The 21,819-nt window shown below is 65.4% G+C and carries 16 protein-coding genes and 1 pseudogene; 8 read left to right on the top strand and 9 right to left on the bottom strand.

The features are described from left to right. Positions 1-33 precede the first annotated feature (33 nt). Positions 34-1,164 carry a porin gene (locus CFB47_RS26955; protein WP_089457942.1) on the bottom strand — a complete coding sequence of 377 codons (1,131 nt, stop codon included), beginning with the start codon at positions 1,162-1,164 and terminating at the stop codon, positions 34-36. A gap of 275 nt (positions 1,165-1,439) precedes the next feature. On the opposite strand from CFB47_RS26955, the gene CFB47_RS26960 reads away from it, so the two are divergent. The 3 genes from CFB47_RS26960 to CFB47_RS26970 all read left to right on the top strand — a co-directional run bounded on the left by CFB47_RS26960 (position 1,440) and on the right by CFB47_RS26970 (position 4,388). Next, the gene (locus CFB47_RS26960; RefSeq protein ID WP_089462847.1) at positions 1,440-2,018 is read left to right on the top strand and encodes a thioesterase family protein; all 579 of its coding nucleotides are present in this window, start codon (positions 1,440-1,442) and stop codon (positions 2,016-2,018) included. 28 nt (positions 2,019-2,046) lie between these two features. Continuing rightward, positions 2,047-3,534, top strand: a complete 1,488-nt coding sequence (locus CFB47_RS26965) for an aldehyde dehydrogenase (RefSeq protein ID WP_089462848.1) — start codon at positions 2,047-2,049, stop codon at positions 3,532-3,534. Positions 3,535-3,704: 170 nt separating this feature from the next. Then, on the top strand, positions 3,705-4,388 hold the full coding sequence (locus CFB47_RS26970) for an alpha/beta hydrolase (protein WP_089462849.1): 684 nt from the start codon (positions 3,705-3,707) through the stop codon (positions 4,386-4,388). Between the two features lie 61 nt (positions 4,389-4,449). Here the strand turns inward: CFB47_RS26970 and CFB47_RS26975 are convergent, their stop codons facing one another. Further along, positions 4,450-5,961 carry an amino acid permease gene (locus tag CFB47_RS26975; RefSeq protein WP_089462850.1) on the bottom strand — a complete coding sequence of 504 codons (1,512 nt, stop codon included), beginning with the start codon at positions 5,959-5,961 and terminating at the stop codon, positions 4,450-4,452. Between the two features lie 108 nt (positions 5,962-6,069). Further along, on the bottom strand, positions 6,070-7,476 hold the full coding sequence (locus tag CFB47_RS26980) for an aspartate ammonia-lyase (protein WP_089462851.1): 1,407 nt from the start codon (positions 7,474-7,476) through the stop codon (positions 6,070-6,072). A 141-nt stretch (positions 7,477-7,617) separates the two neighbouring features. On the opposite strand from CFB47_RS26980, the gene CFB47_RS26985 reads away from it, so the two are divergent. Then, the gene (locus CFB47_RS26985; protein WP_089442832.1) at positions 7,618-8,592 is read left to right on the top strand and encodes a LysR family transcriptional regulator; all 975 of its coding nucleotides are present in this window, start codon (positions 7,618-7,620) and stop codon (positions 8,590-8,592) included. Positions 8,593-8,679: 87 nt separating this feature from the next. Here CFB47_RS26985 and CFB47_RS26990 read toward each other — a convergent pair whose 3' ends face one another. Further along, complete coding sequence (locus CFB47_RS26990) at positions 8,680-9,744, bottom strand: asparaginase (RefSeq protein ID WP_089457935.1); 1,065 nt, start codon at positions 9,742-9,744, stop codon at positions 8,680-8,682. A 321-nt stretch (positions 9,745-10,065) separates the two neighbouring features. Between CFB47_RS26990 and CFB47_RS26995 the strand changes: the two genes are divergently transcribed. Next, on the top strand, positions 10,066-12,306 hold the full coding sequence (locus CFB47_RS26995; RefSeq protein ID WP_089442834.1) for a TonB-dependent siderophore receptor: 2,241 nt from the start codon (positions 10,066-10,068) through the stop codon (positions 12,304-12,306). A 45-nt stretch (positions 12,307-12,351) separates the two neighbouring features. Here CFB47_RS26995 and phnY read toward each other — a convergent pair whose 3' ends face one another. After that, positions 12,352-13,806, bottom strand: a complete 1,455-nt coding sequence (gene phnY, locus CFB47_RS27000) for a phosphonoacetaldehyde dehydrogenase (RefSeq protein ID WP_089462852.1) — start codon at positions 13,804-13,806, stop codon at positions 12,352-12,354. Between the two features lie 44 nt (positions 13,807-13,850). Beyond that, on the bottom strand, positions 13,851-14,192 hold the full coding sequence (locus CFB47_RS27005; protein WP_089457932.1) for a GNAT family N-acetyltransferase: 342 nt from the start codon (positions 14,190-14,192) through the stop codon (positions 13,851-13,853). Between the two features lie 271 nt (positions 14,193-14,463). On the opposite strand from CFB47_RS27005, the gene CFB47_RS27010 reads away from it, so the two are divergent. The 3 genes and pseudogenes from CFB47_RS27010 to CFB47_RS27020 all read left to right on the top strand — a co-directional run. After that, positions 14,464-15,990 (top strand): PLP-dependent aminotransferase family protein, encoded by a 1,527-nt coding sequence (locus CFB47_RS27010; protein ID WP_089462853.1) that lies wholly within the window; start codon positions 14,464-14,466, stop codon positions 15,988-15,990. A 481-nt stretch (positions 15,991-16,471) separates the two neighbouring features. Then, positions 16,472-19,357: a GH92 family glycosyl hydrolase gene (locus tag CFB47_RS27015; RefSeq protein ID WP_089462854.1), complete on the top strand. Its 2,886-nt coding sequence runs from the start codon at positions 16,472-16,474 to the stop codon at positions 19,355-19,357. A gap of 91 nt (positions 19,358-19,448) precedes the next feature. Continuing rightward, positions 19,449-19,959: pseudogene (locus tag CFB47_RS27020) on the top strand (PLP-dependent aminotransferase family protein); the annotation flags it as partial. A gap of 415 nt (positions 19,960-20,374) precedes the next feature. On the opposite strand, the gene CFB47_RS40720 reads toward CFB47_RS27020, so the two are convergent. The 3 genes from CFB47_RS40720 to CFB47_RS41295 form a co-directional block, all read right to left on the bottom strand. Continuing rightward, positions 20,375-20,956 (bottom strand): hypothetical protein, encoded by a 582-nt coding sequence (locus CFB47_RS40720; RefSeq protein ID WP_143330871.1) that lies wholly within the window; start codon positions 20,954-20,956, stop codon positions 20,375-20,377. Between the two features lie 250 nt (positions 20,957-21,206). After that, positions 21,207-21,542 carry a hypothetical protein gene (locus CFB47_RS40725; RefSeq protein WP_143330872.1) on the bottom strand — a complete coding sequence of 112 codons (336 nt, stop codon included), beginning with the start codon at positions 21,540-21,542 and terminating at the stop codon, positions 21,207-21,209. Between the two features lie 26 nt (positions 21,543-21,568). Then, the gene (locus CFB47_RS41295; protein ID WP_179258987.1) at positions 21,569-21,739 is read right to left on the bottom strand and encodes a hypothetical protein; all 171 of its coding nucleotides are present in this window, start codon (positions 21,737-21,739) and stop codon (positions 21,569-21,571) included. Positions 21,740-21,819 lie beyond the last annotated feature (80 nt).

A 21,819-nucleotide genomic window follows, 5' to 3' on the forward strand; every position in this document is an offset into this window, starting at 1 on the left:
ACAGGCCCGGGCCGGGCCGTGCGGGGAAAACGATCAGAAGTTGTGCCGCATGCCGATGCGTGCGGCGGCTTGCGTGCGGCTCGTCGACGGCGTGAAGCTGTAGCCGATCACCGCATCGACGCCGTTCGACGCGCGCATCCAGTCGACGGCCGCATAGACGTCGGTGCGCTTGGACAGCGCGTAGTGCGTGCCGAGCGCGACTTCGTGCCAGTGATGGCCTTCGAACGTCGTGTACTGGTAGCCCGCGACGAGCGACAGCGCCGGGGTCGCCTGGTACAGGCCACCCGCCTCGTACACGCGCATCGTCGACGATTGCCCGTAGCCCTTGAACGTCGTGTTGCTGAAATCCGCGTTGAGCGTCAGCTTGCCGAGCGTGTACGACGCGCCGATCCCGAAGATCGACTGCGAGTCGATCGAGAACGGCGTCGAATCGTGCAGGTCGGTGACGGCGCCCGTCGCCGGATCGACGGTCGCGACCGTCTGTCCGAGCATCGTCCTCACGCCCATCTGCGCATACGGATCGAGCGCCGCGAGCCGGCGCGGCGCGTTGAGCCGCGTATAGTTGCCGCCTGCCGAGAAATCGCCGTGCGTGTAGCTCGCGCCCAGGCTCCACGCACTGCCGTCGTGGAAGCTGCCCGCATCGTTGCTGAACGAGTACATGCCGCCGACCACGAGCCCGTGGAAACTGTTGCTGACGAACTTCACCGCGTTCTGCAGCCGGTCGCCGCTCTGGCGGTCGAAGTCGCCCAGGTGCACGCCGTAGCCGCTGCCGAACGCGCTGACGTTGTAGTTCGCGGTGAAATCGAATGCAAAGTCGTACTGGTTGCCGAACGTCAGCGTGCCCCAGTCGTTGCCAAGCCCCACGTACGCCTGCCGCCCGAACATCGCGCCGCCCTGGTTCAGCTTGCCGGTGCCGAGCCGGAACCCGTTCTCGAGCTTGAACACGGCCTTGTTGCCGCCGCCGAGATCCTCGGTGCCCATCAGGCCGACGCGGTTGCCGTACGACACGCCGTCGTCGAACAGGTACGCGTGCGCGCCGCCCGTATTGTTCACGTAGGTGATGCCGCCGTCGATGATCCCGTACAGCGAGACGCTGCTCTGGGCGTGTGCGTAGCCGTGGACCATCACCGACATCATGCCGGCCAGCAGGAAGCGCTTCTTCATTTTTCGGTGTCTCCGGTTTTCCGCGCGAGGCGGATCGATTTTTCGTTGTGCGTATCGTGCAGATGCGCCGCCCGCCCTGCTTCGCTTCGGCATCGCGGCGCTGGCGAGTATAGGTTCAGTTGAATGAATGTTCAATTGATTGAACGAAGAATCCGCACCGGTGTTTACACGTATCGGCGATCTCTTTATTGAAAAAACGTTCAACCCGTCATACCATCGACCGGCAGCCCCCATGGACGACGTGCGGGCCCGTTCCGAACCCTGGAGTGCACTGGATGACGACCCACCTCAGCCCCGCCGCCGAGCCGCGCCTGCGCTCGGCCTACGAAGGACAGAAGGCGCGTCCGTACGACCCCGCCGCACCGATCGCGACGCCCCTCGAACTGCATCGCTGCACCGTGCGGCCCGAGTGGGTCGACTACAACGGCCACATGAGCGAATCGTGCTATCTGCTCGTGTTCGGCGACAGCAGCGATGCGTTCTTCCGCTACTTCGGCATCGACGACGACTATCGCGAGGCCGGCTACTCGATTTACTCGGCGGAAACGCATATCCGCCACCTGCGCGAAGCGATGCTCGGCGAACCGCTCAGGCTCACGGTGCGGCTGCTCGACATGGACGACCGGCGGCTGCACGTGTTCCATTCGATGCACCACGCGACGACGGGCGCCCCCCTCGCGACCGGCGAGCAACTGCTGACCCACGTCGACCTGCGCGCGAAACGCTCCGCGCCGTTCCCGGCCGCGATCCGCCGGCATCTCGACGCGATTCACGCCGAACATGCGCGTGCGCCGCACGAGCCGCATGCGGGCCGCGCGATCGCGATCCGCCGCCCGACGCCCGCTTCACGCTGATCTCGCCGACCCACGACGGAGTGTTCTCATGCAGACGAACGACGCCTGGCGCACGCGCGCCGGCCAGCTCGACATCGATTCCCGCGCCTTCGTGGACGGTACGTTCCGCGACGCGCACGACGGCGCCACCTTCGCCTGCACGAGCCCGATCGACGGCCGGGCGCTCGCGCAGGTCGCGCATTGCCGGCAACCCGACGCCGACCTCGCGGTCGCGGCCGCGCGGCGCGCATTCGAAAGCGGTGCGTGGCGCGACGCGTCGCCGCGCGAACGCAAGCGCGTGATGCTGCGCTGGGCCGCGCTGATCCGCGAGCACGCGGACGATCTCGCGCTGCTCGAAACGCTCGACACCGGCAAGCCGATCGGCGACACGACCACGATCGACATCCCGTCGACCGCCTACTGCGCCGAGTGGTTCGCCGAAGCGATCGACAAGACGGGCGGCGAAGTCGCGCCGGCCGACGCGCATCTCGTCGGGCTCGTCACGCGCGAGCCGATCGGCGTGGTCGCGGCGGTCGTGCCATGGAATTTCCCCGCGATGATCGCGATGTGGAAATGCGCGCCGGCGCTCGCGGCCGGCAACAGCGTCGTGCTGAAACCGTCGGAGAAATCGCCGCTCAGTGCGCTGCGGCTCGCCGCGCTGGCCGCGCAGGCCGGGCTGCCGGCCGGCGTGCTGAACGTGCTGCCGGGCTTCGGCGATGCGGGCGAAGCGCTCGCGCGGCATCCAGACGTCGATTGCATCGCATTTACCGGCTCGACCGCGGTCGGCCACAAGGTCGCGCGCTGCGCGGCCGATTCGAACCTGAAGCGCGTGTGGCTCGAACTCGGCGGCAAGTCGCCGCAGATCGTGCTGCCCGACTGTCCGGACCTCGAACGCGCGGCGCGCACCGTCGCGCATGCGGTGTTCTACAACACCGGGCAGATGTGTACGGCGGGTTCCCGTTTGCTCGTCCATCGTGCGATCCGTGACGAACTCGTCGCGCGCGTGCTCGCGATCGCCCCCGAGTACGCGCCCGGCGATCCGCTGTCGCCCGCGACGCGCATGGGCAGCCTGATCGATGCCGCGCAGGTCGAACGCGTGCTCGGCTACGTCGACGCGGGCCGCGACGAGGCGACGTTGCTCGCGGGCGGCAAGCGGGCGCGCGCCGGGAGCGGCGGCCAGTACGTCGAACCGACCGTGTTCGACTGCCCGCGTGCCGACGCGCGGATCGTGCGCGAGGAGATTTTCGGGCCGGTGCTGGCGGTCACGGCGTTCGACGACCTCGATACGGCCATCGCGCACGCGAACGACACGCGCTACGGGCTGGCGGCATCGGTATGGACGGCCAACCTCACGACCGCGCACGAAACCGCGCGCCGGCTGCGGGCCGGCACGGTGTGGGTGAACGGCTACGAGGAAACCGACGACATGAACTTCCCGTTCGGCGGCTTCAAGGAATCGGGCAACGGGCGCGACAACTCGCTGCACGCGCTGGAGAAATATACGGAGTTGAAGTCGACGGTGATCCGGTTGCGGTAACGCGAAACGGGCGGCGTCGGCCACCCGTTTCGTCACGCATTCGATTCGTCTGAACGAGCGCACATACGACAATTCATTCCTAACTGGAAATAATCAATCGCCATCCGGTGATTCCCCTCTCCCGTCGCGCGCTTTAGACTGCCGGATCATCCCCTCCCGGACCCCACCCAATGACCGACGTCCTGCCGCTGACCACCGATCCCGAGTCGGGCCTCCAGTACCGGCTGCGCCCGGCCGCCGGCCGCCCCGCTGCCCGCCTGTTGCTGCTGCATGGCGTCGGCGGCAACGAAACCAACCTGCTGAACCTGGCCGACGTCATCGATCCGCGCATCGAGATCGCGTTCCTGCGCGCGCCGCTCGCGTTCGGCCCCGACCAGCACGCGTGGTTTCCGGTGCGCTTCGGCCCGAACGGCCCCGAAATCGACGCGGCCCGCGCGGACGCGAGCCGACTCAAGCTGATCACGCTGCTCCGCAGCTTCCGTGGCAACGATGACGCAGGCGCCGCGTTGCCGACCGTGATTGCCGGCTTCAGCCAGGGCGGCATCATGAGCGCGAGCGTCGGCCTCACGTCGCCGCAGGACGTCACCGCATTCGCAGTGCTGTGCGGGCGCATCCTGCCCGAAATCGATCCGCTGATCGCGCCGCGCGATGCCCTTCGCCCGCTCCATGCGCTGATCGTGCACGGCCGCTTCGACGACAAGCTGCCCGTCGCGTGGGCCGACACCGCCGACGCGAAACTCACGGCGCTCGGCGTCGCGCACGAAACGCGGCTGTATGCGGCCGGCCACGAGCTGACCGCGGAAATGGCCGGCTCGTTCGCCCGATGGGTCGGCGAACGAGCCGGTTTGAACTGACCTTGGCGGCACGCCGGGGCGCCGGCCTCGAACGACCCGGCGCGCCCGGCGCATACCGCCTTCAGGCGCCCCGCGCCGGATCGGCAACGGCGCGCGTGGCCGCCGACACAAGCGCATCCGCCGCCTGCTCCCGCGCAGCACCGCGCTTCGCCAGCTTCCAGCCGACCACCAGCGCGAGCACGACGACCGGAATCGTTGCGATGGTCCACGTGCCGCCCGGATAGTCGAATGCCATCAGCACCAGCACGCCGACGAGGAAGGCCAGCGTGAGCCACGACGTGAACGGCGCGCCGGGCATCCGGAACGACACGGCCTTCAGCTCGCCGCGATCGACCGCGCGACGGAACAGGATCTGGCACATGACGATGAAGCCCCACGTCGTGATGATCCCGAGCGACGCCATGTTCAGCACGATCTCGAACGCCTGGGCCGGCACGATGTAGTTCAGCGGCACGCCGATCGCATTGATCGCGACCGTGATCAGGATCCCGCCGTACGGCACGCCGCGTGCGTTCATCCGCGACACGAAGCGCGGCGCCGATCCGCCCATCGCGAGCGAGCGCAGCACGCGCCCGGTCGAATAGAGGCCGGAGTTCAGGCTCGACAGCGCGGCGGTCAGCACGACGACGTTCATCACGGTGCCGACGTACGGCACGCCGAGCTTGCTGAAGAACGTCACGAACGGGCTTTCGTGCGCGCTGTACGCGGTCCACGGCAGCAGCATCGTCAACAGCACGACCGAGCCGACGTAGAACAGCGCGATGCGCCACATCACGCTGTTGATGGCTTTCGGCAAGACCTTGCGCGCATCGGCGGTCTCGCCCGCCGCGACGCCGACGAGCTCGATGCTCGCGTACGCAAATACGACACCCTGCACGATCAGCACGGCCGGCAGGATGCCGTGCGGGAAGATCCCGCCGTGATCCGCGACGAGATGCAACCCCGGCATCTGCCCGGCGACCGGATGGCCGCTCGCGAGAAACACGGCGCCGACCGCGAGGAACACCGCGAGCGTGCCGACCTTGACGAGCGAGAACCAGAACTCCATCTCGCCGAACACCTTCACGCCGATCATGTTCATCACCGACACGATCCCGAGCGCGCCGAGCGCGAACACCCACTGCGGCACGTCCGTGAACACGGCCCAGTACTTCATGTAGATCGCGACCGCGGTGATGTCGACGATGCCGGTGGTCGCCCAGTTCAGGTAGTACATCCAGCCCGCGACGAACGAGGCGCGTTCACCCATGAACTCCCGTGCATACGACACGAAGCTGCCGCTGGTCGGCCGGTGCATCACGAGCTCGCCGAGCGCGCGCATGATCAGGAACGCGAACACGCCGCAGACGAGGTACACGAGCGCGAGCGCCGGCCCCGCGTGCTGCAGGCGCCCGCCCGCACCGAGAAAGAGGCCGGTGCCGATCGCCCCGCCCATCGCGATCATCTGCACGTGCCGGGGCTTCAACTGCTTCGCATAACCGACTTCGTGCGACGCGAACATCGCATCGGGGTCGGCATGTCGGGAATCCGCGCCGCCGGCCGAACCGGCCGGGCGCTCGCTGCTGTGGGTCATCGTGTGTCTCCGTTGTTTCTTGATGTGTCGCGCCCCGCGCGGGGGCGCGTCGGATGCAGCCGCGCGCAAGCCGCCGGCGTCACGCCCCGGCGGCCCGCGCGGCCGGCGTCAAAGCACGCGCGGCCGGATCAGCGCTTCGGGTTGCAGCGCTTCGTCGACTTGCGCAGCGGTCATCCACTCGCGCTCCAGCACGACCTCGCGGATCGACTTGCCGGTCGCGTGCGCTTCGGCCGCCACGGCGGTCGCGCGCTTGTAGCCGATGTACGGGTTCAGCGCGGTCGCGAGCGCGACCGAGCGCTCCATCGTTTCGCGCAGCCGCTCGGGGTTCGCGGTGATGCCGCTCACGCACCGCTGCGCGAGCGTCGTGCAGGCGGCCGTCAGGTGGCTGAAGCTGCGGAACAGCGCGCTGGCGATCACCGGCTCGAACGCGTTCAACTGAAGCTGCCCGGCCTCGGCCGCGAAGGTCACGGTCAGGTCGTTGCCGAACACCTCGAAGGCAACCTGGTTGACGACTTCCGGGATCACCGGATTCACCTTGCCCGGCATGATCGACGAGCCGGCCTGCACGGGCGGCAGGTTGATCTCGCCGAACCCCGCGCGCGGGCCGCTCGACAGCAACCGCAGGTCGTTGCAGATCTTCGACAGCTTCACGGCGATCCGCTTGAGCACGCCCGACACCTGCACGAACGCGCCGCAATCCTGGGTCGCTTCGATGAGGTTCGGCGCGGTGCTCAGGTCGAGCCCGGTAATGCGGCGCAGCGCCGCGAGCGCCTTCTCCGCGTACTGCGGATGCGCGGTGATCCCCGTGCCGATCGCGGTCGCGCCGAGGTTGATCTCGCGAATCAGCCAGCCGGCTTCCTGCAGGCGCGCGATGTCTTCCGTCAGCATCACCGCGTAGGTCGAGAACTCCTGGCCGAGCGTCATCGGCACCGCGTCCTGCAGCTGCGTGCGGCCGAGCTTCAGCAAGCCGGCGAACGCGTCGGCGCGCTCCGCGAACGCATCGCGCAGGCGCGCCATCGCTTCGAGCAGGTGCTCGACCGCGAAGCAGGTCGCCACGCGGATCGCGGTCGGATAGACGTCGTTGGTGCTCTGCGCGAGGTTCACGTGCTCGTTCGGATGCAGGTATTCGTACTGCCCGCGCGCGTGGCCCATGATTTCGAGCGCGCGGTTGCAGATCACCTCGTTCGCGTTCATGTTGGTCGACGTGCCGGCCCCGCCCTGGATGATGTCGACGACGAACTGGTCGTGCAGGCGCCCTTCGCGGATCTCGACGCACGCGGCGGCGATCGCATCGCGCAGCGGCTGCGGCAGCAGCCCGAGTTCGCAGTTCGCGTCGGCCGCGGCTTCCTTCACCGCGGCGAGCGCCATCACGAGGTACGGCAGCGACGCGATGGTGCGGCCCGAAATGTCGAAATTCTCCTTCGCGCGCAGCGTATGGACGCCGTAGTAGGCCTCGTTCGGAATGCTTCGCTTACCTAAAAGATCCGCTTCGACGCGGAAGCCGTTTTCTGCCATCGTGCCCTCCTGGGTGTCTCGTGCCGCTCGTCGTGCGTCGCTTCCCGATGCGACGGGTTCGCATTCTATGCCTTTGCAAAAACAACCTCACTTCTGTATTATCGAAAGCGGTTTTGCGTGGGACGCAACAACGAGACTCGAATGAAAAAAGGCGCAAGGGAAACCGGCATCGATCACATGGGCGCGATGCGCGCGTTCGTCAGGGTGGTCGAAACGGGGAGTTTTTCGGCGGTCGCCAAGGAGATGCACGTGTCGACGTCCACCGTCGCACGCAAGGTCACGGCGATCGAGGAGGCGCTCGGCGTCGCGCTGCTGCACCGCTCCACGCACAGCGTGACGCTCACGGAAGCCGGCCATATCTACCTGGAACGCGCCGTCACGCTGATCGCCGATCTCGACGACACCTTGCGCGTGGTCGCCGAGCTGAATGCGCAGCCGAGCGGCCCGCTGAAGCTCACCGCGCCGGTGGCGTTCGGCCGCCGCCATCTCGCGCCGCTGGTCGCACCGTTCCTCGCGCGCTACCCGACGATCCAGCTCGACGTGCGGCTCACCGACAACCACAACGACCTCGTGGCCGGCGGCTTCGATCTCGACATTCACGAGGGCGAGAACTACCTGGACAATCTCGTCGTCCACCGCCTGTCACGCAACGACAGCATCCTGTGCGCGACGCCCGGCTATCTCGACCGCTGCGGGCGCCCGGCCACACCGGACGACCTCAAGCAACACAACTGCCTGCGCTACGTGCATCCGGAAGGCGATCCGCGCTGGGATCTCGTGAGCGGCGACGCGCATCACAGCGTGCTGCCGGCCGGCAACCTCGTCACCGACCATTCTGAGCTGCTGCTCGAAGCGACCTGCGCGGGGCTCGGCATCGCGGAGTTCGAGATCTGGCTGGTGCGCGACCTGCTCGCGAGCGGCCGGCTCGAAGCCGTGCTGCCGCGCTACCGGCTGCAGAACCGGCTGACCGGCGAATATATCTACATCGCGTACCTGGCGAACCGGCGCAGCTCGGCGAAGCTACGCGTGCTGAAGGACTTTCTCGCGGAACACCTCGCGCATATCGGCGAGCTGTCGGCGCTGGAGCTGGCGAAGATTCGCGGCGCGAGCGTGTAGCGCACGCGCCCTGGGTCAGGTTCGCGCCGCTGCGCACGGCCCGCGTCGCGGACCACCGGCAGCCGCGCGGCCGTGCATCCGCGCCGTTCAGGCCGCCTGCAATTCGAATGGGAACGTGACGTGCCCGATCTCGACACCCTGCGTGTTGAGCATCCGCGGCCGGTGGAAGCCGGCCAGCGGCGCGCGCTGCTCGGCCGTGCCGATCTGCAGCCGCTCGAGCAGTTCGCTGACGACCATGTAGAGCACGTCGAGATTGCCGTCCTCGATCTTCACCGAGATGCCGAGCGCGCCGTCGGCGCCCAGCGCCCGCGTGCGCTCGGACGCCCGCACGCCGATCCCGTAGCACGCATCGGCGCCGAGCTTGCCGACCACCTGCCCGTCGAACGCGTTCATCAGCACCGTGCAATAGCGCCCTTCGCCGGCAACCAGCTCCGGATACGCGGTCATCGCATGATGAATGCGCGCCAGCGCGCGCACGCGACCGGTGATGTCCCCTCCGCCCGCTTCCACCGTGTCCGCCCCGTCGGCCAGCGACGCGTAAAGCCGCGCGAGCCGGTCCAGCGAAAACGCCGGCGTCGGCAGGTTGCACCCGTCGATGCCCCACTCGACCTCGTCGTCGCGCAGCCCGCACGCATCGGCCACCACGTGCTTCACGCGTACCTGCATCGGATGCTCGGGCAGATGGTAATCGGCGATCGCGGCGCCGATCGCCTGCGCGCCGGCCAGCATCCCGACGTGCTTGCCCGAACAGTTGCTGCACACGCCGGTCGGCGTGTAGTCGCGCTTGATCCACGCGCGGTACACCGCGTCCGACAACGGCGGATGGCCGCCGCAACGCAAGTCCGATTCGTGCGCGGCGACCTTGGCGAGCATCGCGCGCGTGCGTTCGATGTGCCGGTCCTCGCTGCTGTGCGACGCGCACATCAGCGCGATATCCGCATCGTCGAAGCCGAAACGCTCGGGCGCGCCCGTCTCGATCACCGACAGCGCCTGCGCCGGCTTGGCCGCCGAGCGCGCGAGCGTCATCCGGAACGGATCGCCGAACCGGGCCAGCAACCTGCCGCGTGCATCGACCACCGCCACATGGGCGACGTGCGTGTTCTCGATCGCATCGCCTCGGTACGTGACGACTGCTGCGCGTTGGGTGTCCATCGTGTGTTGTCTCCATGCTCGGGGCCTGCTTGCCGGGGCCCGTCCAACCGGTACGGCAGTGTATCGAGTCCCCGCCGCCGCGCATTGGCCGGTGATGGAAAGTGGTGTTGCACGCCACGCAAAGGCAATCCGTCCCCCACGAAAGCCTGACCAAATTAGTACAAAACCCATTCGATCGTTTACAGAATTAGTACCAATCCGTACAATTGCGACCGCAAACGCGAATCATACGCATTTACATTGACGTTTTCCGATGTTCCGTGCTGCCGCCCGGCATCGAGAAGACGCGCCCGCTCACCGAATTTTCTGCTGCCTCTCGATATGCCCGCCCAGTTCAAGACGAGGCCTCGCGCCCTCGTGTCGGCGCTGACCTGCTCCGTGTTCCTGACCCCGCTGCTCGCTTCCGCCGAAACCGCCCCTGCTCCCGCACCCGCCGCCGATCAGCCGGCCCCGTCCGCCGACGTGCAGGCGACGCTCCCGACGATCAACGTCAAGTCGACCGCGCCGTCGGACATGCAGGTGAAGCGTTCGCCGTCGTACAAGTTCACCGCGCCGCTGCTCGACACGCCGCGCTCGGTCACGGTGATCCCGGAGCAACTCATCAAGGAAAAGAACGTCACGTCGTTCGCGGACGCGCTGCGCACGGTGCCGGGCATCACGTTCCTCGGCGGCGATGCGGCCGCGAACCCGTCGGCCGATCGCCCGGTGATCCGCGGCTTCGAATCGCGCAACTCGATCTTCGTCGACGGGATGCGCGACTCGGGGCTGCAGAACCGCGAAACGTTCGCGGTCGAGCAGATCAGCGTGATCAAGGGCCCCGACTCGGTCTACGCGGGCCGCGGCTCGGTGGGCGGCAGCATCGACATCGTCACGAAGACGCCGAAGAACGACAACTTCATCAACAGCAGCATCGGCTTCGGCACCGACGGCTACAAGCGCGCGACGGTCGACGCAAACCACAAGATCAACGACACGACGGCCGTGCGCCTGAACGTGATGGGTCACGACGCGAACCAGGCCGGCCGCAACGACGTGTACAACAAGCGCTGGGGCGTCGCGCCGTCGATCGTGTTCGGGCTGAACACGCCGACCACGGTCACGGTCAGCTACTACCACATGAACTCGTACGACATGCCGGACTTCAGCGTGCCGTTCCGCGCGTCGGGCGGCACGCCGGTGCCGACCGATCGCGGGCAGTTCTTCGGGTTGAACACGCGCGACTACCGCTACGGGCAGACCGACACCGCCCAGGTGCGCGTCGAGCACAAGCTCAATGACGACTGGAAGCTGAAGAACACGACGATGTTCGGCCGCTCGACGCTCGATTACGTCGCGACGAACCCGCAGATCCTCGCGTCGAACCCGGCCATGCTGAGCCTGCAGGCGAAGAGCGGCAAGTACGCGCTCAACGGCTTCTCGAACCAGACCGAAGTGACCGGCAGCGCCAGCCTGTTCGGCATGAAGCACACGATGACGGCCGGCGTCGAGTTCAGCCATGAGCAGGCGCGCTACGAGGGCTACCTCGTGTCGGATTCGGCCGGCAACAACATCCGCTCGGGCGGCCCGTGCTCGGTGGCCGGCAACTGCACGCCGCTCGCGGGCGGCTGGAACCCGAACATGCCGTGGACCGGCAACATCGTGCTGAACGGCGACAAGGGCTTCCCCGGCGCGACGACGAACACGCGCACCGACACGGTTTCCGCGTACCTCTTCGATACCGTGAAGCTGTCCGAGCGCTGGCAGTTCAACACGGGGCTGCGTTTCGACCGCTATGACACGACCGGCAAGCAGGCCGGCGTGGCCGACCTGTCGAACACGTCGAACCTGTTCAGCTACCAGTTCGGCCTCGTGTTCAAGCCGGTGAGCAACGTGAGCCTGTATGCGTCGTACGGCACGTCGTCGAACCCGCCGGGTTCGAACGGCGGCCTCGGCGGCGGCACCGACCAGATCACCGCGACGAACCAGGATCTCGCGCCGGAACGCTCGCGCAACATCGAGATCGGCGCGAAGTGGGATGTGCTGCAGGATCAGCTGTCGCTGACGTCGGCGCTGTTCCAGACCGAGAAGACCAACGCACGCGTGAGCGACGGCCTCGGTCACACGGTCAACGCGGGCAAGCAGCGCGTGCGCGGCGTCGAATTCGGCTTCGCGGGCAACCTGAGCCCGAAGTGGCACGTGTTCGGCGGCTACTCGTACCTGAACGCGATCACGACCGATGCCGGCCCCGGCAGCCCGGGCGCGTCGGGGCTGCCGATGGTGATGGTGCCGAAGCACAACTTCACGCTGTGGACGAGCTACGACGTGATGCCGAAGCTCACGCTCGGCGCCGGTGCGACGGTGATGAGCCAAACCTATGCGTCGGTATCGGCGACGACGAAGAAATGGACGCCCGGCTACGCACGCTTCGACGCAGCCGCGACGTGGCGCGTGAACAAGACGATGGACGTGCAACTCAACGTGCAGAACCTGTTCGACAAGAAGTATTACTCGAGCGCGTATCCGATCTACGCGACGTGGGCGCCGGGCCGTTCGGCGATGGTCACGCTCAACTTCTATCAGTAATGCGGTTGGCGGCGGGCGGGCGCGATGCGCCCTTCCCCGCTGCGCTCACCACGGCAGCGAATACGTCTTCACGTTCGTGAAGCTCTTCATCGCTTCCTGCACGCCTTCCTTGTAACCGAGCCCCGAATCCTTCACGCCGCCGAACGGCGTCAGCTCGAGCCGGTAGCCCGGCACTTCGCGCACGTTCACGCTGCCGACTTCCAGCTCGGTGATGAAGCGCGTGATGTGATCGAAGCGGTTCGTGCAGACCGACGACGACAACGCATAGTCGGTGCTGTTCGACATCCGGATCGCTTCGTCGATGTCGCGAAAGCGCATGATCGGCGACACGGGGCCGAAGGTTTCGTATTTCACGAGCGGCATGTCGGGCGTCACGCGATCGATCACCGTCGGCGAATACAGCGCGCCGTCGCGGACGTTACCGACCAGCAGCCGCGCGCCGCGCGCGATCGCGTCGTTCACCTGCTGCTCGCAGAACTTCGCGGCGGCCTCGTCGATCACCGTGCCCATGTCGACCGACGGATCGGACGGATTGCCGTACGACCACGCACGCGTTTTCTCGACCACGAGTTCCGTAAAGCGATCGGCCACCGCCTCGTGCACGAGCATCCGCTTGATTGCCGTGCAGCGCTGCCCTGAGTTCTTGTACGAACCCGACACCGCTAGCGTGCTCGCTTCGTCGAGATCGGCGTCTTCCATCACGATGATCGGATCGTTGCCGCCGAGTTCGAGCACCGCGCGGCGGTAGCCCATGCGCGACGCGATCGACTTGCCGATCGACACGCCGCCCGTGAACGTGATGAGATCGATCGCCGGGTTCGTGATCAACTCGTCGGCGATCTCCTTCGGGTCGCCGGTGAGCACCTGCAGCATCTGCGGCGGCAGGCCGGCTTCGTACAGGATGTCCGCGAACAGGTAGCACGACAGCGGCACCTTCTCCGACGGCTTCACGACGATCCGGTTGTTGGTGGCCACCGACGGCACGATCTTGTGCGCGACCTGGTTCATCGGGTGATTGAACGGCGTGATCGCCGAGATCACGCCGAGCAGCGGATCGCGCTGCGTGTACACGCGGCGCTTCTTGCCGTGCGGGGTCAGGTCGCACGAGAAGATCTGACCGTCGTCCTTCAGCACTTCACCGGCACCGAACGTCAGCACGTCGGCCACGCGCCCCGCTTCGTACGTCGAATCCTTGATGCACAGGCCGGCCTCGGCCGTGATCAGCGCTGCAATCTCGGCCGTGCGCGCACGCACGATGTCGGCCGCACGGCGCAGGATCGCCGCGCGATCGTAACGCGTGAGCGTCGGCCGATAAGCGCGTGCAACCGCGAAGGCACGCCGCACGTCGTCCAGCGTCGCCTTCGGCACGGTGCCGACCAGCGCGCCGTCGTACGGGTTGCGCACGTCGATGACCGCGTCGCGCCACACGCGCTGCCCGTCGATGCGCAGCGCTTCGTGTCGCACGTCGGATGCGGGAATCGGCTTCAGGACCGTGCTCATGTCTTCTCCGTCTTGATGCAGCGTGATCGTGGTCACGCTTTCGGTTAGCGCACCACCACCAGCCCTTCGTATTCGAGGCAGCGGCACAGCGTCGCCCAGGCCGGCGTATCGGGCCATTCACGCGCAAGGGCATCGATGCGGATCGGCCGCCCGAATTCGCGCGACGCGCACGCGAGTAGCGTGTGCGCGATGCCGCTGCGCCGATACGCGGGTTCGACGTACAGCCGCGTGAGCGACGGCGATCGCACCGCACCGCCACTGTCGTCGTCGATGCCGAGTTCGCCGATCGCCTCGTCGTCACGATACGCGACCGCCGTCGCACGTGCATCGTCGAACACGATGCGGATCACGCGTTCGCAGCGATCCCTGAACACGACGACGTGCATGGCGCGCCTCTCCCTGGCATCCCGTTGCAGGCGAACGCGATGCGCGCACGCCTCCCTGCGCCCGCGACCCGGGGACTAATCCGGATCGTCCAGCGGCGACGGTTTGAGTATCGTCTTGCCACGTCGGCGCGCAGTAGTGCCAGACGGTACCTTTCATTGAGTCCACATCCGCGGCGCGGCGCGCGTATTCTCGCGACATCGCGCCCCTCGCGGGCCGCACGCACGCCACGCGCACCGCCTCGCGTTTCCCGTACCGATCACAGGAGGAAGCATGCCGAGTCGTACCCCGACCGCCTTATGGGCCCAGCAGTTCCGGCGGTCGTCGGCGTCGAGCCTGCAGGACCAGATCCGGCGGATGCTCGTGGCCGCGATCCTCGACGGCCAGCTCGCGCCCGATGCCGCGCTGCCGTCGAGCCGCGAGCTCGCCGACCAGCTCGGCGTCGCGCGCAACACCGTAGTGCTCGCGTACCAGATGCTCGTCGAAGAGGGCTACCTGATCTCGCGCGAACGCAGCGGGCACTTCGTGAACCCGAAGATGCTCGAGGGCGTGCCCGGCTTCTCGGCCGCCAAGCCCACTGTGCAGCCGGGCGGCAGCGAAGAAGCTCCAGGCCGCCCGGCATGGGACAAGCGCATCGCGCATCCGCCGTCGAGGCAGCGCAACATCGTGAAACCCGCGAACTGGCAGCATTACGAATATCCGTTCATCTACGGGCAATTCGACCAGTCGCTGTTTCCGACCAACGACTGGCGCGAATGCTGCCTGAAGGCGCTGTCGGTGATGGAGATCCGCAACTGGGCGCCCGACCTGATCGAACGCGACGACGAATCGCTGATCCAGCAGATCCGCACGCGCGTGCTGCCGCGGCGCGGCGTGTTCGCGATGCCGGACGAGATCGTCGTCACGAACGGCTGCCAGCAGGCGCTGTACCTGATCGCGGACCTGCTGTGCGGCAAGCACACGACGGTCGGTTTCGAGAACCCCGGCTATCCGGATGCGCGCAACATCTTCGAGAACCGCAACGCACGGCTCTTGCCGCTGCCCGTCGACGGCCACGGGATCGCGCCCGACGCGCTCGGCGCGACGCTCTCGCGCTGCGACTACGTGTACGTGACGCCGAGCCACCAGTGCCCGACTACCGCGACGATGCCGGTCGAACGCCGCCGCGCACTGCTCGATTGCGCGCAGCAGCATGACTTCGTGATCATCGAGGACGACTACGAGAGCGAGAACACGTTCTCCGGCACGCCGCATCCGGCGCTGAAGAGCCTCGATACGGCCGACCGCGTGATCTACGTCGGCAGCCTGTCGAAGACGTTCGCGCCGGGGCTGCGGCTCGGCTACGTGGTCGGGCCGCGCGAGCTGATCCGCGAACTGCGCGCGCTGCGGCGGCTGATGGTGCGCCACCCGGTTGCGTATATCCAGCGCGCATTCGCGACCTTTCTCGCGCTCGGCCATCACGACGCGCTGCTGCGCCGGCTCGCGCATGCGTACAGCGAGCGCTCGCAGGCGCTGATGGCCGCGCTCGATGCGCACTTGCCGGAAGCGCGCTACGTGCCGGTGACGGGCGGCGCGTCGTGCTGGGTCGAGGGGCCGCCGTGGCTCGATGCGACGCGCCTCGCCGCCGATGCACAGGAAGCCCGCATCCTGATCGAGCCGGGCAGCGTGTTCTTCATGAACGATGAAGGCGACGCGCGGCGCTGCTTCCGGATGGGGTTTTCCGCGATCCCGCTCGAGCGGATCGAACCGGGCGTGCGGGCGCTCGCGCAATGCGTGCGTTCGCAACGTCCGGGGGCCTGACCGGCGGCGAAAAGGCGTCGTGCGCCGACACGGCGCACTCACCTGGAAGCACGCATGTTTTGCGCGCTGCAGCTGGAAAAACAGTTTCAACGATCGGCCGCGAGTCATCCTGCAGCGTGACTCACGGCCACATGCTTGCTGACCGCCTCGTCGGGTATCGATGAACCGCAGACGTGAGCACAAGACGCATCGCTTCGACCAACAGGTGATGTTCCGCTGCCTCATCGAACTCCGCCTACGCCACTCGCTCCCACACGCCGATACAGTGCGACTTCAACACGTCGTCGCCTGAATTCATTGCGTTTCGATTCGTTTAGTAAATCCAATAAAAACATTACAACTCTCCAAATCCGATTGACAACGGATTCGTCCAAATCCTAGTGTTACGACGCTGAAAGACGGCAACAAGCGACGACGCAGCAACGGTTCGATCGACTGGATTGCCAACTAAAAAAGTGGGTGGACAACCGGAGGGGCGATCATGATTCGATTCACGACGCTCGCGGCAATCCTGGCCGCGGCGTGCGCATTGAGCGGGTGCGGAGGCGGTGACGGCAGCGACGGAACCGCGGCGTCGGTATTGGCGGCACGCCCGTCGGATGCCGCGGCCGATACGACCAATCTCGATGACAACCGCAACCTGTCGTTGACGCAGTATGTCGATCCGCTGATCGGCACGCTCGCGAGCAATTCGCCGAACCCGGTGCCGGCGGGACAGGCCGGCAGCGTCGAACCGGCCGCCGGCCTGCCGTCGGGCATGGTGCAGTGGGCGCCCGACACCAACACCACGCCGGCGCCGAGCAACAGCCAGGAGCCGAACTCGCCCGCCGGCTACTACTACGACATCCACTCGATCCAGGGTTTCAGCCTGACGCACATGCCGGGTGCCGGCTGCAGCGGCAACAACGGCGAATTTCCGGTCATGCCGACCACCGACCCGACGCAGCTCGCGCCAACCTTCAGTCATGCGAACGAAACGGCCAGGCCCGGCTACTATTCCGTGCTGCTCGACTCGCAGATCAAGGTGGAGTTGACCGCTACGCTGCGCACCGGCTTCGGCCAATTCGCGTACCCGGCCGGCAAACCCGCGCTGCTGGTACTCGACGCGACCCGCACCAACACCAAGACCTCGACCACCGGCGCCATCACGCAAGTTTCCGACAGCGCCATCTCCGGCAGCACGATCGGCGGCGGCTTCTGCGGCAACTCGGTGCCGGTGCCCGTCTACTTCTACGCCGCCTTCGACCAGGCCTTCACGTCGGCGTCGATTTCGCACGGCGTGGCTCAACTGGGCTTCCGCTCGGGCCAGACGGTCAGGATGAAGATCGGGCTCTCCTACGTCAGCGTCGCCAACGCGAAAGCCAACCTCGACGCGGAAAATCGCGGCTGGGACTTCGCGGGCGTCCGCACGCAGGCCGACCGCATCTGGAACGACCGCCTCAACAGCATCCGCTTGGCGGGCGGCACGCTCGACGCGAAGAAAAAGTTCTACACGGCGCTCTATCACGCGCTCTGGGCACCGAGCATCTTCAGTGACGTGAACGGCCAGTACATCGGCTTCGACAACACCGTGCACCAGGTCGCCAAGGGCCAGCAGGCCCAGTATTCGTCGTTCTCGGGTTGGGACATCTACCGCTCGCTGATCCAGCTGAAGTCGATCCTCAACCCGTCCGAGACCAGCGACATGATCCAGTCGCTGATCAACGACGCGGACCAGTGCGGCGCGATTCCGCACTGGGTCAACGACAACGTCGAGGACGGCGTGATGCCGGGCGACGCCGGTTCGCTGATCGTCTCGAACGCGTATGCGTTCGGCGCGCGGCGCTTCGATACGCGGTCCGCGCTGCAGCACATGGTGAAGATGGCGAACATCCCCGGCACGGCCTGCAACAACGTGACCACCAACGGTGGCCGCGCGAGCTACCTGCAGACCGGCTACATCACCAACGGCGAGTGGGGACAGGCTTCGTCCACGCTCGAATACACGAACAGCGATTTCGCGATCTCGCGCTTCGCCGGCGCGCTCGGCGATACCGCGACGCAGCGCATGCTGCTGAGCCGCTCGGCTTACTGGCAGAACCTGCTCAATACCGCGCTGACGCCGCCGCTGATCGCGGCGCGCCAGTCGAACGGCGCGTGGATTCCCGAGACGCCGAGCAGCGGCGACAACTACGTGGAAGGCAATGCCGAGCAGTACACGTGGATGGTGCCGTACAACGGTGCCGGCCTGTTCGCGCAGCTGGGCGGCAATGCGGCGGTGACGTCGCGGCTCGACCAGTTCTTCACGGTGCTCAATGCCGGCCTGAGCCTGCCCAACTTCTACATGGGCAACGAGCCGACCTTCGAGGTGCCCTGGCTCTACAACTGGGCCGGACAGCCGTCGGGCACGCAGCGCGTGGTGCAGCAGATCCTCGCCAGCGCGTTCGGCACCGGCCCCGACGGCTTGCCCGGCAACGACGACCTCGGCGCCGTGTCGGGCTGGTATGTGTGGGGTGCGCTGGGCCTGTATCCGCAGATCCCCGGCGTGGCGGGCCTGGCGATCGGCAGTCCGCAGTTCCCGCAGATCGATGTGCGGCTCGGCAACGGCCGCACGTGGCGGATTCGCGCCGAGGGCGCGCCTGCGTCCAGCTATGTGCAGTCGCTGTCGATCAACGGTCGCGCCCACGATGTGCCGTGGGTCGCCTACGACGACATCGCGAACGGCGCGACGCTGCACTTCGCGATGGGCAGCACGCCGTCGCAATGGGGCAGCCGGAAACAGCCGCCGTCGTTCGGCGTGCCGGTGGCGGTCAACGCGGTCGACAGCTACAACAATCGCGGCTTCAGCGCGGACGGCGCGACCAATGCCGACGGCCAGGGCGCGGACTTCGACGGCAGCCTGTTCAGCTACTCGCTGAATGCGCTGGCAGCGGCGGGCGTGCAGCCCGGCAAGCCGTTCGCGGTGGCCGGCGCGAGCGTCGCGGTGGCGGGCGGGCCGCTCTCGCTCGACAACACCGTGACCGTCGGCCAGACCGTGATGCTGCCGCCGGGATCGGCCGGCACCGGCGTGGTGGTGCTCGGCTCGGCCAACAATGGCCCGAGCAGCGGCACGGCGCAGCTGAATTTTGCGGATGGATCGAGTCAGGCTGTTACGCTGGCTTTCGACGACTGGACGCTGAATGGCGGCAGCGCGCATGCCAGCGCGGCGATCGCCGTCACGATGGCGTACCGCAATTCGGGCAGCGGCCAGCAGGACAACGTGAAGACCTACATCTTCGCGCAGAAGATTCCGGTGCCGCCCGGCAAGGTGGTGACGAGCATCGTGCTGCCGCGCCAGGTGAGCGCCGGCAAGATGCACGTGTTCGGGATCGGGATGACGGCTTCCTGATGCCGGCCTGACCGCCGGGGATGCATCGGGCCTTCCGATGTATCCCCTCGCCGGCCAGCGCTGCTGCCGTGCGGTCTCCGAGACGACTGCACCTTCTTCGGCACTGAAGAGCCTCTATACGGGCACCCGCGTATCTACGTCGGCAGCCTGTCGAAGCCGTTCGCGCCGGGTCTGTCGCTCGGCTACGTGGTCGGGCCGCGCGAGCTGAGTCGCGTCCTGCGTGCGCTGCGGCGGCTGATGGGGAAACATCCGGTTTTGTACATCAAACGCGCGTTCGCGACCTTTCTCGCGCTCGGCCACCACGACATGTTGCTGCGCCGGCTCGCGCGTACGTACGGCGAGCGCTTGCCGGTGTGGAAAGCCGCGCTCGACGCGCATCTGCCGGAAGTGCGACACGCGCTGGTGACGGGCAGCGCCCCGTGTCTGGTCGAAGGCCCGCCTTGGCTGGACGCGACGCACCTCGCGGCCGATGCACAGGAAGCCGGCATCCTGATCGAGCGGCGCTGCGTGTTCTTCATGAACGACGACAGCAATGCGCGTCGATGTTTCTGGATAGGGTTTTCCGCGATTCCGCTGAGCGGATTGAGCCGGGCGTACGGGCCGCCTTAGGCTTGAAATCAGCGATGCCCCCTCAGCACACTGCCATTCTCAACGGTGCTCCCGAGTGCGTATTCTTTGGAGAACGACACACCCCGCCTTGGCTTTCGGCAAGGCGGAGTCTGTCCGAAATCGTCTTCTTCACGGGCGTCTACAGAAACTCTCCTGTAGCCATCGATGTACTCTAGTGGCAAAACCAGGGGTGTTTCCGCATAAATCTCCATCGCCCCTCGAAGCGTGAGAAATTATTTAATTGTAAATCAAGAAAATCAATCCAAATCACCAAACCTAACATACATTGACAGAGGCTAACCTCATAACTCAAAAGGCCATTTTTTCGGCGGGATTTTTTTAAGGTCAACAATCGCCTCAAATCATCTTAATTTCCTATAGGCACCCACACCATACAAGATCGACCGCTTAACGACCTATTGCCTTTGCATTATCTCGGCCATAGTTACTGAGAAATTCACAGGCAAGTATCGTCTTTCCAGGAAACGCCTTGCTTTCACGAGCGGCAATCATTATCGTTCCGGGAACCCCATAGATGAAGACCTGACTTTTGCCATCAATAGCTATCGAACGAGCATAGCCCTTTGTATATTGGTTATACGTCGCGTATCGATTATTTTCCTTATACCCCATCAAAATACCAGCATCTTCCTTGACAAGTTGATATTTTGCAGCAAGTGCATCAGCTCTCTCTCCATCGATCAAAACGCCGATCGAAGTACCCGCCACGAAGAGTTGCCTCGCAGTGAAGCCGTCATGCTCGCTGGCATTGGGCAGTGAGTAGATCGCCGCACCCGAATACATTTCAGCCTTGGCAGATTTTTCTACCTCCCTATACAACGCGTCTGCAACGGCGATTGAATAGGCTGGCTTACACAGTGCAGCGCTCAAGGCCTTGGCGCCAAGGTCAGCAGAGTGAACCACGACGGTCAGATTGACAAGCGAAATAATTCCAATGATCGATATATGGCGAAGCGACAGTTTTTTCACAGTAGTCCTTGGTAGATTAAAGCAGACTTAATAATTTACCATATTCCACATGGAGTTCAATCCTTGATAAATACGGCGGGAGCTTTAGTTACCTCCGATTTTTCTCAGGTCGCCGTGTCTTCTGCCCCCTTTCCACCATGCGCGACTTTATAATCAAGGATCCTCTCGTGTTACCAGCAGCACATCTGACGCTTGGCGCCTACCACTTCCGAAACTATTCGCGCGCCCTCGCCCTCCAGATTTCATTATATTAACGCATATAAACCGACCTTATTAACTTTTGCTCAATAACATCATATATGTATTTCACCCCACGCCCGTTTCCGTACATTCCTTGATTGGAAATTCCAAAGGGCACACCCTCAACCTCATGCACCGAGACCGGAATAAACGAAATGGACATGAGAGTTTCCCCATCGTTAAATCCAATTTCAATTTCATAATTCCCCAGAGGCCATTCACCTTTCGAGAATTTCAAAAATTCAGATGCCGCAAAATAAATGACCTCAAAACACCTCCCCGAAAAAGAGAAATCCCCCGGATACTTATTAACCAGATTTTCAATCTTGTCATCTCTATGGTTCACGCTCGCCTCCGGTCACTGTGTAAACCTTAATCTTCCCGCTCGGCGTACCAAGATACGAACGACGGCACTTTTCGACTCGGATACCTCGGCATGCCACGCGCAGCATCGGGCTCGAAGTGCTGCGTCTGCGCGTCGTCCAGCAGGTTGCTCGCCGGATCGAATGCGAACGTCTCTTCACCGAAGATGCCGGTGGCCACCACGAGCCGCCCCCCGGATCGGGGCGATAGGTTCGCATGCCGTTCTGCGTGTCCTCGATCCGCTCCAGCCAACCCGCGCG

Source organism: Burkholderia sp. AU27893 (genome assembly GCF_002223205.1).
GTDB lineage: Bacteria > Pseudomonadota > Gammaproteobacteria > Burkholderiales > Burkholderiaceae > Burkholderia.